The sequence below is a fragment of the Sinomonas cyclohexanicum genome (genome assembly GCF_020886775.1).
In the GTDB taxonomy this organism is placed as follows: Bacteria; Actinomycetota; Actinomycetes; order Actinomycetales; family Micrococcaceae; genus Sinomonas; species Sinomonas cyclohexanicum.
In genome coordinates this window covers 2,620,375-2,636,202 of the sequence record NZ_AP024525.1, presented here as the reverse complement: position 1 = coordinate 2,636,202, position 15,828 = coordinate 2,620,375, and the positions used below count along the sequence as shown (strand labels likewise).

Below are 15,828 nucleotides of genomic sequence, written 5' to 3'. Positions count from 1 at the left end.
CAGCATGAGCACACTTTCCCCCGGCGGTACCGGCGCAGGCGCCAGTGCCGCCGAGACGGCTGGCGAGGCGCGCGTCGTCGCCGTCGTCGTCAGCTACAACCGGCGCGAGCTGCTTGCTCGCTCGCTCGAGGCCCTTGCGGCGGGCGAGCGCCTGCCGGACGCGCTCGTCGTCGTCGACAACGCCTCCACCGACGGCTCGCCCGACTACCTCGCGGGCCTCGAGTTCCCGTTCGCGTACGAGCTCGTGCGCCTGGACACCAACACGGGCGGGGCGGGCGGCTTCGCGGCCGGGATCGCCGCCGCCCTCGCCCACCATCGCCCCGATCTCCTGTGGGTCATGGATGACGACACGATGCCCCAGAGGGACACTCTCGCCGAGGCCGTGCGCCTGTGGACCGCATACCCGGAGACGGACCGGCCCGCGTTCATCGCGAGCCGCGTGGTCTGGACCGACGGCCGCGACCATCCGATGAACACGATGCGCGACCGGTGGGACGCGTCCGACGCGGACCGGGCGTTCGCCGCCGCACACCGTGCGCGCGTGATCCGCTCCGCCTCGTTCGTCTCGCTCTTCGTCGACGCCGACGCCGTGCGCGCGCACGGCCTGCCGGTCGCCGACTTCTTCCTGTGGAACGACGACTTCGAGTTCACCATGCGCCTCGGCCGCCACCGGCTCGCGCTCGCGAGCCTCGACTCGGTGGTCGAGCACCACACGCGCATCTACGACTCGTTCACGGTGGACGTCGGGGAGCGATTCCGCTTCGAGGTGCGCAACAAGATCTGGACGTTCTTCCGTTCGCCGGCCCTCGCTCCGGCCGAGAAGGTCCTCTACGGCGCCTCGACGGTGCGCCGATGGGGGCGCATGGTGCTCGGCAGCCCGCGCCCGCGGGTCGTGCTCCGCGCGGGCCTCGCCGGGCTGCGCGAGGCGGTCGGGCACGCGCCGCGGCCCACGGAGGAGGTCCTCGAGGCGGCAGGCGGCCTGCCCGCGGCGCCGGTTGCCGCGGCCAGCGTCGCCCCGGTGCTCGCAGCACCGTCCCCCGAACCCGGTCTGGGCGCGGAGGATGCGGCGTTCTCGGTCCTGCTGCCAGTCTACGCCGGCGACTCGGCGGTGCGTGTGCACCGCGCGATCCGGTCGGTGACGGTGGACCAGACGGTCGGCCCCACCGAGCTGGTCATCGTCCGCGACGGCCCGGTCGGGGAGGACATCGAGGCCGTGCTCGAGGAGGCCGAGCGCTCCGGCGAGTACCCCGCCGTCGTGCTCCGCCTCCCGAGCGGGGTGGGCCTCGCCGAGGCGCTCGACGCGGGCCTGGACCGGTGCCGGCACGACATTGTGGCGCGGATGGATGCGGACGACGTCGCGCTGCCGGACCGCTTCGAGCGGCAGCTGAGGCTCCTGGCCGAGGGCTACGACATCGTGGGCTCGGCGATCGCCGAGATCGGCGACGACGAGTCTGTTCCCCTCGCAAGCCGGCCCGTGCCCGCCTCCCACCGCGAGATCATGGCCCAGCTCGACCTGCGGACGCCGTTCAACCATCCGAGCGTCATGTACCGCGCCTCGGCCGTGCGTGCCGCCGGCGGCTACGCCGGTGCCGCCGGCATGGAGGACTACTGGCTGTGGGCCCGCATGCTGCACCGGGGCAGCCGCGGCGCGAACATCCCGGACGCGCTCGTCCTGTACCGCGTGAGCGACGGGGCGTACGCACGGCGGGGCGGCCTGCGCATGCTGGAGGCGGAGCTCCGCCTCCAGCGCCGCATGCTCGGGGCCGGGTACATCGGCCCGACGACCTTCGCGCGCAACGTCCTCGTGCGCGGCGCGTACCGCATGGTGCCCACCCAGCTGCGCCGCCGCACCTACCGCAGGGCGTTCACCGAGCAGCCCGACGGCACCGGGGCGGTCCAGGCTCCCGCGGCCCCGGGAGAGGCCGCCGTCTAGCCCATGTTCATCTATGTCCTCATAGCGATGCTCGCGGCGATCGTCACGTACGCGTTCACGGGAGTGGTCAGGGTGCTCGCGCTGCGCTGGGACATCGTCTCGCCGGTGCGCGAACGGGACGTCCACACCCGTCGCGTGCCGCGGCTGGGCGGGCTGGCGATGCTCGCGGGATTCGCCGTGGCCTTCTGGGCAGCCTCCCACACCGTCTGGGTCCGCGCGATCTTCATGGACACCCCCCAGCCGTGGGCGGTGCTGGGCGGGGCGGCGGTCATCGTCGCCCTCGGCGCGGTCGACGACGTGGTGGACCTCAACAGCTGGGTCAAGCTCGCGGGCCAGGCCGTTGCGGCCGGGATCGTGGCACTGTGGGGGCCCCGCATGACCTTCCTCCCGCTCGGCTCGCTGCCCGTGGAGCCGGAGTGGCTCCAGATCGCGCTGACGATGTTCGTGATCGTCCTCACGGTCAACGCCATCAACTTCGTGGACGGGCTGGACGGGCTCGCCGCGGGCGTCGCCGCGATCGGCGGCTTCGCGTTCTTCCTCACCGCGTACTGGGTCCACCGCAACGCGCTCCTGCCGAACTACACGGACCTCGCGACGCTGCTCATGGCGCTCCTGGTGGGCATCTGCCTCGGCTTCCTCCCGCACAACGTCCACCCGGCCAGGATCTTCATGGGGGACTCCGGGTCGATGCTCCTCGGCCTGCTCATGGCGACCGGCGCCGTAGTGGCCACCGGACAGGTGGCCTCAGGCCTCTACGACCGCGCCGAGGGCATCCCGACCTTCATCCCCGTCGTCCTGCCGATCGTCGTCATGGTCCTGCCGTTCCTCGACCTCGTCCTGGCGGTCCTGCGCCGCACGGCGAGTGGCCGCTCGCCCTTCTCCGCGGACCGGGAGCACGTCCACCACAAGCTCCTCGACCTCGGCTACACCCACCGCCAGGCCGTCGCGGTCATGTACGTGTGGACCGCGCTCGTGGCGTTCGGCGGCGTCGCCTATGCGTTCGTGCCGTGGATCCCGCTCACCATCGCCAACGCGATCGTCCTGCCCGCCATGGCCTTCCTCACCCTCCACCCCTGGGCCCGGGACGCCGTGGGCAACGGACAGGGCCGGCCCGCCTGGCTGCGCTCGAGTGCGTGGGTGCGCCGGTTCACCGTGCCCTTCGCCGCCGCGGTCGCCACCACCACGCTGCTCGGCTTCGCGGGCCTCGCGGCCGGGGGGGTGCCCATGATCTACCCGACCTTCCTCGCACTCGGCGTCGTGATCGTGTGCTGCGGGCTCGCCGTCGTGATCCTGCACTTCGCGGCGCCGTCGCTGCCGTTCGGCCGCAGGACGCTCGTCGCGGACGTGCTCATGAAGGTCATCGCCTTCGCGATCGTGCTGCTCGTGGTGAGCCGCAACCCCTGGTCCGACAGCCCCTGGTTCTGGGGCGCGCTCGTGCTGTGCGGGGCCGTGTGGGTCCTCGCCCAGGCCGGGGTGGCGGCGTGGCAGTGGCGCGGCATGACCCACCGGTGGCGCACGACGGCGCGGCGGCGCGCCTGAGGCGCGTGGGGAGGCGCCTCGCCGTCGGGGGCACTCTTCTATGCCGTGTAGAATAGACACGCACCCCCTCCCGACCGGCCTCCTGGTAGCAGGAGACTGACGAATTGGCATGACATGAATCCTGTGACGCACGGCCCCCAAGGGAGTTCAGGCGTCGGCGGATCCGGTCGGGCCAGGACGCCGTGGCTCTCCCTCGCGTGGAAGTGCTCGGCGGCCGCGGGGGCGGTGGGACTGCTCCTGGCGGGCGCGGCACTCATCGCCTCGGGGCCGGGCGCCGCGGGCAGCGTGCTGTTCGCCGCGGCCATCGTGGTCGCGTTCTTCGCCCTGAGCCTCGTGGCGGGCCATTTTGCGGGCCGCAACAACCCCTCGGGCGCCATCGGCGTCTTCGCGGTGGTCTACGTCCTCAAGATCGTCGGGTTCGCGGCACTGCTGCTGTGGCTCGGCAAGCCTGCGTGGATCGTCGGCCCCTGGTTCGGCGCCGCCGGGATCGTCACGGTCGTCGTGTGGCAGGCCGTGGAGGTCTTCGCGTTCAGCCGGCTCCGGCTGCAGATCTTCGACGACGCACCCATCGATCAGGAGGGCCCCCATGCCTGAGAACAGGCCCACGCGCCCCGCAGCGCCGCAGCCCGAGGGCGACGGCGGCTACAACTCCGGAATGGCCGTCTTCAGCTACGTGATTGGCGGGATCGTTGTCTGGAGTTTGATAGGGTGGGGGCTGGACAATCTCCTGAAAACGCGCTGGCTCGTGCTCGCCGGCGCACTGGTGGGGATTGCCGGCGGCATCTACCTGACACTGAAGCACGGGCTCCTCACGCACCGGAAGGGCCCCGACGAGCCTCAGGACCCAGAAGGTCCCGCCGAGGCGGACCGTCGCTGATGGAGCACCCAAAAATTTCACATGTGGGGGTCGAAAGCTACTCGCCCCAGCATCTGCCCGACGATGGACACTGCAGAGAGGAATCGCGTTGACCCCGCTCACGCTTCCGGCCGCTGACAACGGCGCCTTCACCCCACCTACTCTCGAGGACATGCACCTCCCGGCGATCATCCCGTGGGGCGCAGGTGAAGGCTTCTCGAAGCAGATGCTGATGGTCCTCCTCTCGGTCGTCATCATCGCCTGGTTCTTCGTGGCCGCCTCCCGCAAGGGCCAGCTCGTCCCGGGCAAGCTCCAGTTCGCCGGCGAATACCTCTACGGTTTCGTCCGCAACTCGATCGGCAAGGACATCATCGGCGGCCGGGACTTCATGAAGTTCGTGCCCCTGCTGTTCGCGCTCTTCTTCTTCATCCTCGTCAACAACATCTACGGCGCGGTCCCGTTCTTCCAGCTCCCGACCATGTCCCACGTGGGCGGCGCGTACTTCCTGGCGGGCCTCGTCTACGTCACCTGGATCGGCGTGGGCCTGCGGAAGTTCGGCCCGCGGTTCCTCAAGCTCACCGTGGTCCCCGCCGGGGTGCCGTGGTTCATCATGCCGATCGTCGTGCCGATCGAGATCATCTCGAACTTCATCGTCCGCCCGATGACGCACAGCCTCCGTCTCTTCGCGACGATGCTCGCCGGCCACCTCGTCGTGGCGCTCGCCGGCTCCGGCATCGCCTTCCTCATCGCCCAGGAGAGCGTGCTGCTCAAGGGCACCTCCATCCTCGTGCTCGCCGGAGCCACCGCGATGTACATGCTCGAGGCCCTGATCATGGTGCTCCAGGCGTACGTCTTCACCCTGCTCACCGCGATCTACATCCAGGGCGCGCTCCACGCGGACGCCCACTGAGATTTTTCCACTGAGAATTCCCCTCCCGGGGATGAACCGAACACGAAAACTGCCCGGCTTGGGCAACCTGAAAGGACAACAATGACCGGCAACCTCAACCTCGTCGGCTACGGTCTCTCCGCCATCGGCGGTGCCATCGGCGTGGGTCTCGTCTTCGCGGCCTACATCAACGGCGTGGCCCGTCAGCCGGAGGCGCAGCGCGTGCTCCAGCCCATCGCGTTCCTTGGCCTCGCGCTCACCGAGGCGCTCGCGATCCTCGGCCTCGTGTTCGCCTTCGTGCTCTGATCCTTTCCACGAGGCACACAGCCAGAACCGAGTAGATAGGAGGGGTGCAACATATGCATCAGTTCATTGTTCGCGCCGCCACCGAGGGCACGAACCCGCTCATGCCGAACTGGTGGGAGATCCTGGTCGTCGCCGTCGGCTTCGCCGTCCTGCTCTGGATCGTCGTCAAGTTCGTCGTTCCGGCGTTCGAGAAGACGTTCGCCGAGCGCGCGGAGGCCATCGAGGGCGGCATCGCCAAGGCTGAGAAGGCTCAGGCTGAGGCGTCCGCGGCGCTCGAGGAGTACAAGCAGCAGCTCACCGACGCCCGCACCGAGGCGAACCGCATCCGTGAGGAGGCGCGCGCCGAAGGTGCCCAGATCCTCGCCGAGCTCAAGGAGAAGGCGGCCGCCGAGGCCGCCCGCATCACTGAGCAGGCGCACGCCCAGATCGAGGCCGAGCGCCAGCACGCGGTAGCGTCGCTGCGTTCGGAGGTCGGCTCGATGGCCACGACGCTGGCAGGCCGCATCGTCGGGGAGTCGCTCGACGATGACGCCCGCGCCTCGCGCGTCGTGGACCGCTTCCTTGCTGACCTGGAGTCCCAGAACGCAGGTGCGGCGAAGTAATGGCAGGAGTATCGAGCGAGTCGCTGTCCGCGGCGCTGGCGGACCTTGAGGCCATGCTGCCGACGGCATCGCTGTCGCTGGCGGGGGAGCTCTTCGGCGTCCTCGGTGTCCTTGACGGCTCCGCCGGCCTTCGCCGCGCGCTGACCGATCCGACCCGCGAGGGGAACGAGAAGTCGGCGCTCGTGCACAGCCTGCTGGACGGCAAGGCGTCCTCGGACGCGGTCGAGATCACGGCGAAGCTTGCCGCGCTGCGCTGGGCTGGCGCCCGGGACATCAGCGATGCACTCGAGACCCTTGCCTCGACCGTGGCCATCGCGGTTGCGGAGCAGGGCAACGGTATCGACGGCGGAGTGGGCGGGCTCGAGAAGCTGGAGAATGACCTCTTTGCCTTCAAGGGGACCGTCGACTCCGACCACGAGCTCCAGGCCGCGCTGACCGATCCCCAGGCCACGGCGTCCGCCAAGCGGACGCTCGCGCTGCGGCTCGTCCCGAACGCCTCCGCAGAGGCCCAGCTCCTGATCGGCCAGGCGGCCGAGGCCCCCCGCGGGCTCAGGCCGACCGCGCTGGTCGAGAAGTTCGCTGAGCTCGCGGCCAGGCGCCAGAAGCGCTGGATCGCCGAGGTGGTCGTCGCCCGCCCGCTCAGCGGGGAGCAGACGGAACGGCTCCGCACCGGACTGAACCGCCTCTACGGGCGGGAGCTGAAGCTCAACACGACTGTGGACCCGTCGCTCGTCGGCGGACTCCGCGTGACGGTCGGCGACGAGGTGATCGACGCCTCGACTGTGACGCGGCTCGGTGAGCTGCGCCGCCAGTTCGCCACGCAGGCGTAGCTGAGGATCAGCAGACTCCGCATCAGCACACTTCGCATCAGACAACCAGGTCATCGCAGGCAGCACGCCTCTTCGATGACCACGAGAATCAAGAGAGCAGGACTGCAAGATGGCCGAATTGACCATCAATGCCGACGACGTCCGCAGCGCGCTGAACGACTTCGCGGCTTCCTACGAGCCTGGCGCGGCTGAGCGCGTCGAGGTCGGCCGTGTCACCACCGCCGGCGACGGCATTGCCCGTGTCGAGGGTCTCCCCTCGGTCATGGCGAACGAGCTCCTCCGCTTCGAGGACGGCACCCTGGGCCTGGCCCAGAACCTGGACGTCCGCGAGATCGGCGTCATCATCCTCGGCGACTTCGGCGGGATCGAGGAGGGCATGGAGGTGCACCGCACCGGCCAGATCCTCTCCGTCCCCGTGGGCGACGCGTTCCTCGGCCGCGTGGTCGATCCGCTCGGCGCGCCGATCGACGACCTCGGCCCGATCAGCGCCGAGACGACCCGTGCCCTGGAGCTCCAGGCTCCCGGCGTGACGCAGCGCAAGTCGGTCCACGAGCCGATGCAGACGGGCCTCAAGGCCATCGACGCGATGATCCCGATCGGCCGCGGCCAGCGCCAGCTGATCATCGGCGACCGCCAGACCGGCAAGACGGCCATCGCGGTGGACACGATCATCAACCAGAAGGCCAACTGGGCCTCGGGCGACGCGACCAAGCAGGTCCGCTGCATCTACGTGGCCATCGGGCAGAAGGCCTCGACGATCGCGGCCGTGCGCCAGACCCTCGAGGACCACGGCGCGCTCGAGTACACGACGATCGTGGCCTCCCCGGCGTCCGACCCGGCAGGCTTCAAGTACCTTGCCCCGTACGCAGGCTCGGCCATCGGCCAGCACTGGATGTACGGCGGCAAGCACGTCCTGATCATCTTCGATGACCTCTCGAAGCAGGCCGAGGCCTACCGTGCGGTCTCCCTCCTCCTGCGCCGTCCGCCGGGCCGCGAGGCCTACCCGGGCGACGTCTTCTACTTGCACTCCCGTCTCCTCGAGCGCTGCGCGAAGCTCTCGGACGAGCTCGGTGCCGGCTCGATGACCGGTCTGCCGATCATCGAGACCAAGGCGAACGACGTCTCGGCGTACATCCCGACGAACGTCATCTCCATCACCGATGGCCAGATCTTCCTGCAGTCCGACCTGTTCAACGCCAACCAGCGCCCCGCTGTCGACGTCGGCATCTCGGTCTCGCGGGTCGGCGGCGCCGCACAGGTGAAGTCGATGAAGTCGGTCTCCGGCACGCTCAAGCTCGACCTCGCCCAGTACCGCGATATGCAGGCCTTCGCGATGTTCGCCTCGGACCTCGACGCGGCCTCCCGCCAGCAGCTCACCCGTGGCGCCCGCCTCATGGAGCTGCTCAAGCAGGGCCAGTACTCGCCGTATCCCGTGGAAGAGCAGGTCGTCTCGATCTGGGCCGGCACGCGCGGCTACCTCGATGACGTCCCAGTCGAGGATGTCCGCCGCTTCGAGTCGGACTTCATCGACTACCTCAAGCGCAAGACGTCCATCCTGACGACGCTTGCCCAGACCAACAAGCTCGAGGACGACACGGTCGAGGCGCTCAAGACCGCCGTGGCGGACTTCAAGAAGGGCTTCTTCGGCGAGGGCGACAGCCAGCTGGTCGGCGCCGGCCACGAGGAGCACGACGCGCTCCCCGAGGGTGACGTCAACCAGGAAAAGATCGTCAAGCAGAAGCGCTGATGCCCTGCTGCTCCTGCGGCCAGACCGGGGCCGGTGCCCCGGTCTGGCCGGAGGGGCGAGGGTGAGGAAAGGACAAGAATGGGAGCCCAGATCCGGGTCTACCGCCAGAAGATTGCCTCGACGTCGTCGATGCGCAAGATGTTCAAGGCGATGGAGCTGATTGCTACCTCCCGCATCGGCAAGGCCCGTGCCCGCGTGGCCGCGTCCCTGCCGTATGCGAATGCCATTACCCGCGCCGTTTCTGCTGTCTCCTCTTCGTCCGAGATCGACCACCCGCTGACGACCGAGCCCACCCAGGTGCGGCGCGCGGCAGTGCTGGTCCTCACGGCAGACCGAGGCCAGGCCGGCGCCTACTCGGCGAGCATCATGAAGCAGGCCGAGGCGCTCGTCGAACTCCTCCGCGGAGAGGGCAAGGAGGTGGCCACGTACCTCGTCGGCCGCAAGGGCCAGGCCTACTTCGACTTCCGCAACCGCGAGTACGTGCGGGTGTGGACCGGCGGGACCGACAACCCCGAGTTCGCGACCGCGAAGGAGATCAGCAAGGTTCTCCTTGACGCCTTCGCCACGCGGTACGAGGACGGCGGGGTCGACGAGATCCACGTCGTGTACACCCAGTTCAAGTCGATGGTGGTGCAGGAGCCCACGGTGATCCGACTGCTTCCCCTCGAGGTCGTCGAGGAGAAGGTGACGGATCCGAACGAGATCCTGCCGCTCTACGAGTACGAGCCGGAGCCGGAGCAGGTGCTCGACGCCCTCCTTCCGCGCTACATCGAATCGCGCATCTTCGCGGCCATGCTCCAGGCGGCGGCGAGCGAGCTCGCCTCGCGCCAGCGCGCCATGAAGAACGCGGGCGACAACGCGACCGACCTGATCAAGAAGTACACGCGACTGCGCAACACCGCCCGCCAGGCGGAGATCACGCAGGAGCTGACCGAGATCATCGCCGGCGCCGACGCCCTCAGCGCCTGAGCGCACACGGTTCGCAAGAGCCCCACCGAATAGACTGATTCCACGCCATCTACTGAAGAAGTGAGAGAGATGACTGCCACTGCCTCTGAAGCGGTTGCTACCGCTGGCGCGACGGGCCGGATTGCCCGCGTGATCGGGCCGGTTGTCGATGTCGAGTTCCCGGCCGACGCCATTCCGCAGATCTACAACGCGCTGACCACGACGATCACGCTCGGCGACCACACCCGCGAGATCACCTTCGAGACCGCCCAGCACCTCGGCGACAACCTCGTCCGCGCCATTTCGCTGCAGGCCACCGACGGCCTCGTCCGCGGCACCAAGGTTGTCGACACCGGCTCTCCGATCTCCGTCCCCGTGGGCGACGGCGTCAAGGGCCACATCTTCAACGTCCTCGGCAAGCCCCTTGACGTTGCCGAGTCGGAGATCCAGGCCTCCGACTACTGGCCGATCCACCGCAAGGCACCGTCCTTCGCCCAGCTCGAGGGCTCCACCGAGATGCTCGAGACCGGCATCAAGGTCATCGACCTCCTCACCCCGTACATCAAGGGTGGCAAGATCGGCCTGTTCGGTGGCGCGGGCGTCGGCAAGACCGTGCTCATCCAGGAGATGATCACCCGCGTTGCGCGCAACTTCGGCGGCACCTCGGTGTTCGCCGGCGTTGGCGAGCGCACCCGTGAGGGCAACGACCTCTGGGTGGAGATGGACGAGGCGGGCGTCCTCAAGGACACCGCCCTCGTGTTCGGCCAGATGGACGAGCCGCCGGGCACGCGCCTCCGCGTGGCGCTCACGGCGCTGACCATGGCGGAGTACTTCCGCGATGTGCAGAACCAGGACGTGCTGCTCTTCATCGACAACATCTTCCGCTTCACGCAGGCCGGCTCCGAGGTCTCGACGCTCTTGGGCCGTATGCCCTCGGCCGTCGGCTACCAGCCGAACCTCGCTGACGAGATGGGCCTCCTCCAGGAGCGCATCACGTCGACCCGCGGCCACTCGATCACGTCGATGCAGGCGATCTACGTCCCCGCCGACGACTACACCGACCCGGCACCGGCGACGACGTTCGCGCACCTCGACGCGACGACCGAGCTCTCGCGTGAGATCGCCTCGCGCGGCCTGTACCCGGCCGTCGATCCGCTGACCTCGACGTCGCGCATCCTCGACCCGCAGTACATCGGCCAGGACCACTACGACACGGCCGTGCGCGTCAAGCAGATCCTCCAGAAGAACAAGGAACTGCAGGACATCATCGCGATCCTCGGCGTCGACGAGCTCTCCGAAGAGGACAAGATCGTCGTGGCCCGCGCCCGCCGCATCCAGCAGTTCCTCTCGCAGAACACCTACACCGCGAAGCAGTTCACGGGCGTCGAGGGCTCGACGGTCTCCATCAAGGACACGATCGAGGGCTTCAAGGCGATCTGCGACGGCGAGCTGGACCACGTGGCGGAGCAGGCGTTCTTCAACGTCGGCGGCCTCGATGACGTCGAGCGCGCGTGGGCGAAGATCCAGGAGCAGACCAAGTAGCATGGCTGAGCTCGAGGTCGAGATCGTCGCGGCGGACCACTTCGTGTGGTCCGGCCCGGCGAAGATGGTCCAGGCCCGCACGGCGGACGGCGAGATCGGGATCCTTCCCGGGCACACCCCGGTTCTCGCGATCATGCACGCGGGTGACATTGTGATCGAGCCGGTCTCCGGCTCGAGGTTCACGGCCACGGTCGACGGCGGCTTCTTCTCCGTCGATTCGGACCGGGTCGTGATCGTCGCCGACAACGCCCAGATCGGCGAATCGGCCGCGGGGACCCGTTAGCAAGACCTCCATGGACGATTCCGCTCTTCCGTTCATCGTCCTGGCAGTGGTCTTCCTGCTCCTCGTCGCATTGCTCTGTGCCCTTGGGGTGCGCCGCTTTGTCCTGCGGCGCACCCTGGGCACCATTGACGCCTCCATCTCCATGGCCTCCGGGCCGTGGCGGATGGGGGTTTGCCGTTATCAGGACACTGAACTCGAGTGGTTCAACCTGCTCTCCCTCAGTCCGGTGGCCCGGTACCGCTTCACTCGCAGCTCGATTGAGCTCCTCGGGCGGCGCGCGCCCACCGAGGCGGAGCGCACGCGCGTTCAGGCGGACGTCGTGGTCGTGGAACTGGCCTACCTCGGCGAGAGCGTCCGGCTCGCCATGGACTTCAGTGCGTACGCGGGCCTCGCCTCCTGGCTTGAGGCCGGCCCGGTCATCGGCGTCGGAACGTGGCGCTGAGGCGGCCATGGATTGGCTCTACGGCCTGAGAATCGTCGACGGGCCCCTCGCGATCGCGTGCTGGGTGCTCGGCATTGCCGGGGCCCTCTTCCTTCTCTGGCTCGTTCTCTTTCGCCGGCCCCGCGTGCGCGGCCTGGTCATGGTCCCCGCCTCGGCAGTCGTCGCGGCCGGGGTGACCCTCGGCGTCCACTGGCTCCTCGTCGACATCCTGAGCATCTTCCCCGAGGACCTTCCGTCCGAGGTGCTCACGTGGGCCGGGGCCGGCGTGTTCGGGGTGGTCCTCGGCGTTGTCGGGTTGGTCCGGCTCGGACGCTCGCGGGGCGCGTGGGGACGCCGGGCTGCAGCAGTGGCGTCCGCCATCGCGATGGTGCTCCTGTCCGCGCAGCAGATCAACGCCTACTTCGGCCTCTATCTCACCGTCGCCGACCTGGCAGGCGTCTCGGTCAACCGGATCCCGCAGCTGGGTGCCGACGTCGAGCGATCGGCCGCGCCGTCGGTCCCCTTGGCCGTGTGGACCCCGCCGGCGGACCTGCCCGGCTATGGAGAGCTGCGCAGAGTCCGTCTGCCCAACGCGCACTCCGGCTTCGCCGCGCGCGAGGCGTATGTCTATCTGCCCCCGCCTACTTCGCGGCCACGAGGCCGCAGCTGCCGGTCCTGCTCCTCATGGCGGGCCAGCCCGGCAACCCGTCGGATTGGCTCTCGGGGGCCGCCTCCGTGCGACGATGGACAGGTTCGCCGCGAAGCATGACGGCGTCGCGCCGGTCGCCGTCGTCGTGGATCCGATCGGCACGCCCAGCAGCAACACGCTCTGCATGGACACCCGGCTCGGTCAGGCCGAGACCTACCTCGTCGACGACGCCGTCCCCTGGATCAAGGAGCATCTCACCGTGGCCACCGACCCTCAGCACTGGGCGGCCGGAGGCTTCTCCTTCGGAGGCACGTGCGCGGTCCAGCTCCTCGCCAAGCACCCCGAGCTCTTCGGCTCCGCGCTCGGCTTCGCCGCCGAGAAGGAGCCCTCGCTGGCGAAGGAGCGCCGCAAGACCATCGATGCGGCATTCGGCGGGGACGAGGCGGCGTTCGACGCGAACATCCCCGCGCACTTCTTCGCGGAGGGGGGACATGAGGGCCAGTTCCTGTTCCTGGCGGCCGGAGGCCGCGACACTGACTTCATGGCCCAGGCCGATGTCATCGCCGCCCAGGCTCGGGGCGGCGGCGTGCAGGTGCAGGAGGACTTCATTCCCGGCGAGGGGCACTCGTGGGAGATGATCGCCCGCGCCATTCCGACGGGTCTGGACGCGCTGGGGGACCGGTGGCGGCTTCCATGATCCGGCTGCCCTCGTTCGCTGCGGTGGCACGGGCGAGTGCGAGGGGAGCGCGGCGCATCCCCTTCACGCTCGCCGTCATCGCCGCGATGTGGATCACCGGGGCCGCGACGGGCAGCATCCTCGCGGGCCCGCCCCCCGCCGTGCTCGACGTCGTCGGAGGCGACCTTGCCTCGCTGCGGGAAGGGCAGTGGTGGGCCGCGATCACGTCGATCTTCTTCGTCACGAACCCGTTGGCCTACCTCGCCGCGACGGTGGTCGTCGGTGTCCTCGTCCCGGTGGCCGAGATGGCGTACGGGTCCCTCAAGGCCGCGGCCCTCTTCTTCATCGGGGACTTCGCGTCCGTGACCGTGTTCTTCGCACTCACGCAGCTCGCCCGGTTCGGCGGGGACGGCTGGCTCGGCTCCATGGTGGGGGATCCCGTGCTCGGCCCGTACCCCGCGGCCCTCTTCACGGCCATGGCGGCGAGCCCGTCACTGGGAATCCTGTGGCGGCGCCGCCTCCGCACCGCCGTCATCGGGATCGCCGCGATGCTCACGCTGTACGTGGGTCACTCCGAGACGGTCCTCGGGCTCATCGGGGCGCTCCTGGGCCTCGTGGCGTCCTGGTGGTCCGCCGGCACCCGCCGTGAGGCGCACGCAGTGGTGCCCTCCGTTCGGGAGCGCCGCAACATCCTCGTGGTCCTCGTGACCCTGGCCGCTGTGGGCCCAGTGCTGGCGGCGCTCTCCCGCAGCCCCTCGGGACCGCTGGCACTCGTGCGCGAGATGGTCCTGAACCCGATGCCCATCTTCGCCCAGCTCCAGCAGGACTGCGGGGGGACGGTCGACGCCGCGTGCCTCCAGGCCGCCCAGCCCGCCGCGCTCTCGGCCGAAGGGTACATCACATCGCTGGTGCCGATGGCGATTCTCCTCATCTGCGCCGAGGGCCTCCGCCGTGGGCGCAAGGTGGCCCTGCGCCTGGCCGTCGCGGTGCAGGTGGCCGTCGGGACCCTCGCGATCGGCTACCTTGCTCTGTTCCTGCGCATGCCCGCGTCGCCGCGGAGGCCCCGCTTCTCGGTTCTCGCCTCAGGGTTTGTCCACATCCTGCCCATCGCCCTCACGGCAGTCGCGCTCGTGCTCGTGCTCTGGCTCAACCGCGAGCTGTTTCCGGTGGAGACGGCGCGCGGCATGCGGCGACGGCTGGGCACCGCGGCCGCCGTGGTCGCGGGGGGACTCGTGGTCACCTACACCGCGCTGTGGTGGCAGGGGGGCGGCCTGGCGCGCCGGGACTCCGTGTGGGGCCTGGCCGGGGAGCTGGTGCGGCAGTACCTGCCGTCGCCCATCCCGAGCAGCTATGAGGTCGCCTTCAGGACCCGCAGTGCCGCCGAGCTCTGGCTCTTCACGCACAGCGGGCTCATCGCGTGGCTCGTGGCCCTCGTGCTCGTGGGCGTCGTGGTGCTGCGCGGGCGGCAGTCGCTCGGCGACCGGGACGACAGCCTCGAGCTCGCCCGCGAACTCGCACGGCGCGGCGGCGGCTCGTTGTCGTGGATGACGCTGTGGCCGCCCAACCGGTTCTGGTTTGACAGGCACGCGACCGTGGGCCTCGCGTTCCAGGTGCACGGCCGGATCGCGCTCTCGGTCGCGGGGCCGATCGGCGCGGCCGGACGTGGGCCTGCGGCGGTCGCGGAGTTCATCGCCCACTGCGCGCGCAACGCGCTGGTCCCCTGCTTCTACTCCCTCTCGGGTGACTTGTGGCCAGAGCTCCGCTCGCGCGGATTCCACCGTGTCGAAGTCGCACAGGAGACGCGGCTGAGGGTCCGGGACCTCGAGTTCGTGGGCAAGGAGTGGCAGAACGTCCGCACCGCCGTCAACAAGGCGCGGAAGATGGGGGTTGAGGCCGTGTGGACGCGGTACCACCTGCTCTCGCCGTCGCAGCGCCAGCAGCTCAGCGCGCTCTCGGAGGAATGGTCTGCGCAGAAGGCGCTTCCGGACATGGGGTTCACGCTGGGAGGGCTCGACGAGCTCAACGACCCGGAGGTCCTCGTGTGCCTCGCCATGGACCGCGAGGGGAGGATCCAGGGCGTGACGAGCTGGCTGCCCGTCTACGAGGAGTTCACGGTGGTGGGCTGGACCCTCGACTTCATGCGGCGTGGGCCGGAGGGCTTCCCGGGCGTCATGGAGTTCCTCATCGCCTCGGCGGTGCACGAGCTGCGCGGCAGCGTCGAGTGGATCTCGCTGTCCGGGTCGCCGCTCGCCGCGGATCCGACGGGGGAGCGCGCTGAGGTCGACGCCGGGGACGAGCTCCTGTCCCGCCTGCTGAATGCCGTGGGCCATGCACTCGAACCGGTTTACGGATTCCGGTCCCTCGCCAAGTTCAAGTCGCGGTTCCAGCCCGAATACCACGCGCTCTACATGTACTACCAGGATCCGCTCCAGTTGCCCGCGATCGGGCAGGCCCTCGCGCAGGCTTATCTGCCCGGGCTGACAATGCGCCACCGCATGCGGATCCTGCGGCAGATGGTCGGCTAATTCTGCATGCGGAATGATTCTTTGCTTTTCCCGTGAATATCGGACAAAAGGGAGGGGCCCCGGCGAACCGGAGCCCCTGACG

Annotated in this window: 16 protein-coding genes; all 16 read left to right on the top strand. The window is 69.3% G+C overall.

What is annotated here, in order from left to right; all coding sequences use genetic code 11:
- The first annotated feature begins 4 nt into the window (after window positions 1-4).
- The 16 genes from SCMU_RS12570 (at window position 5) to SCMU_RS12495 (ending at window position 15,746) form a co-directional block, all read left to right on the top strand.
- The gene (locus SCMU_RS12570; protein WP_229229476.1) at window positions 5-1,933 is read left to right on the top strand and encodes a glycosyltransferase; all 1,929 of its coding nucleotides are present in this window, start codon (window positions 5-7) and stop codon (window positions 1,931-1,933) included.
- Between the two features lie 3 nt (window positions 1,934-1,936).
- On the top strand, window positions 1,937-3,472 hold the full coding sequence (locus tag SCMU_RS12565; protein ID WP_229229475.1) for an MraY family glycosyltransferase: 1,536 nt from the start codon (window positions 1,937-1,939) through the stop codon (window positions 3,470-3,472).
- 114 nt (window positions 3,473-3,586) lie between these two features.
- Entirely contained in the window at window positions 3,587-4,066 is a 480-nt protein-coding gene (locus SCMU_RS12560; protein ID WP_229229474.1) for a hypothetical protein, read from the top strand.
- The gene (locus SCMU_RS12555; protein ID WP_229229473.1) at window positions 4,059-4,349 is read left to right on the top strand and encodes an AtpZ/AtpI family protein; all 291 of its coding nucleotides are present in this window, start codon (window positions 4,059-4,061) and stop codon (window positions 4,347-4,349) included. The genes SCMU_RS12560 and SCMU_RS12555 overlap by 8 nt, the downstream gene beginning before the upstream one ends.
- Before the next feature lie 88 nt (window positions 4,350-4,437).
- Complete coding sequence (gene atpB / locus SCMU_RS12550) at window positions 4,438-5,238, top strand: F0F1 ATP synthase subunit A (protein ID WP_229229472.1); 801 nt, start codon at window positions 4,438-4,440, stop codon at window positions 5,236-5,238.
- Window positions 5,239-5,319: 81 nt separating this feature from the next.
- Window positions 5,320-5,523, top strand: coding sequence for an ATP synthase F0 subunit C (atpE, locus tag SCMU_RS12545; RefSeq protein ID WP_066498570.1), 204 nt, complete (start codon window positions 5,320-5,322; stop codon window positions 5,521-5,523).
- Window positions 5,524-5,576: 53 nt separating this feature from the next.
- Window positions 5,577-6,125 (top strand): F0F1 ATP synthase subunit B, encoded by a 549-nt coding sequence (locus tag SCMU_RS12540; RefSeq protein ID WP_229229471.1) that lies wholly within the window; start codon window positions 5,577-5,579, stop codon window positions 6,123-6,125.
- Window positions 6,125-6,955: a F0F1 ATP synthase subunit delta gene (locus SCMU_RS12535; protein ID WP_229229470.1), complete on the top strand. Its 831-nt coding sequence runs from the start codon at window positions 6,125-6,127 to the stop codon at window positions 6,953-6,955. Before SCMU_RS12540 ends, SCMU_RS12535 begins: the two co-directional genes overlap by 1 nt.
- A gap of 109 nt (window positions 6,956-7,064) precedes the next feature.
- Entirely contained in the window at window positions 7,065-8,702 is a 1,638-nt protein-coding gene (gene atpA / locus SCMU_RS12530) for a F0F1 ATP synthase subunit alpha (RefSeq protein ID WP_229229469.1), read from the top strand.
- 78 nt (window positions 8,703-8,780) lie between these two features.
- On the top strand, window positions 8,781-9,671 hold the full coding sequence (locus tag SCMU_RS12525) for a F0F1 ATP synthase subunit gamma (protein ID WP_229229468.1): 891 nt from the start codon (window positions 8,781-8,783) through the stop codon (window positions 9,669-9,671).
- A 69-nt stretch (window positions 9,672-9,740) separates the two neighbouring features.
- On the top strand, window positions 9,741-11,192 hold the full coding sequence (gene atpD / locus SCMU_RS12520) for a F0F1 ATP synthase subunit beta (protein WP_229229467.1): 1,452 nt from the start codon (window positions 9,741-9,743) through the stop codon (window positions 11,190-11,192).
- A 1-nt stretch (window position 11,193) separates the two neighbouring features.
- Complete coding sequence (locus SCMU_RS12515) at window positions 11,194-11,475, top strand: F0F1 ATP synthase subunit epsilon (protein WP_229229466.1); 282 nt, start codon at window positions 11,194-11,196, stop codon at window positions 11,473-11,475.
- Between the two features lie 10 nt (window positions 11,476-11,485).
- Window positions 11,486-11,917 (top strand): DUF2550 domain-containing protein, encoded by a 432-nt coding sequence (locus SCMU_RS12510; RefSeq protein ID WP_229229465.1) that lies wholly within the window; start codon window positions 11,486-11,488, stop codon window positions 11,915-11,917.
- Window positions 11,918-11,924: 7 nt separating this feature from the next.
- Window positions 11,925-12,665: a hypothetical protein gene (locus SCMU_RS12505; RefSeq protein WP_229229464.1), complete on the top strand. Its 741-nt coding sequence runs from the start codon at window positions 11,925-11,927 to the stop codon at window positions 12,663-12,665.
- Window positions 12,640-13,242 (top strand): alpha/beta hydrolase, encoded by a 603-nt coding sequence (locus tag SCMU_RS12500; protein WP_229229463.1) that lies wholly within the window; start codon window positions 12,640-12,642, stop codon window positions 13,240-13,242. The genes SCMU_RS12505 and SCMU_RS12500 overlap by 26 nt, the downstream gene beginning before the upstream one ends.
- Window positions 13,239-15,746 carry a bifunctional lysylphosphatidylglycerol flippase/synthetase MprF gene (locus SCMU_RS12495; protein ID WP_229229462.1) on the top strand — a complete coding sequence of 836 codons (2,508 nt, stop codon included), beginning with the start codon at window positions 13,239-13,241 and terminating at the stop codon, window positions 15,744-15,746. Before SCMU_RS12500 ends, SCMU_RS12495 begins: the two co-directional genes overlap by 4 nt.
- Window positions 15,747-15,828 lie beyond the last annotated feature (82 nt).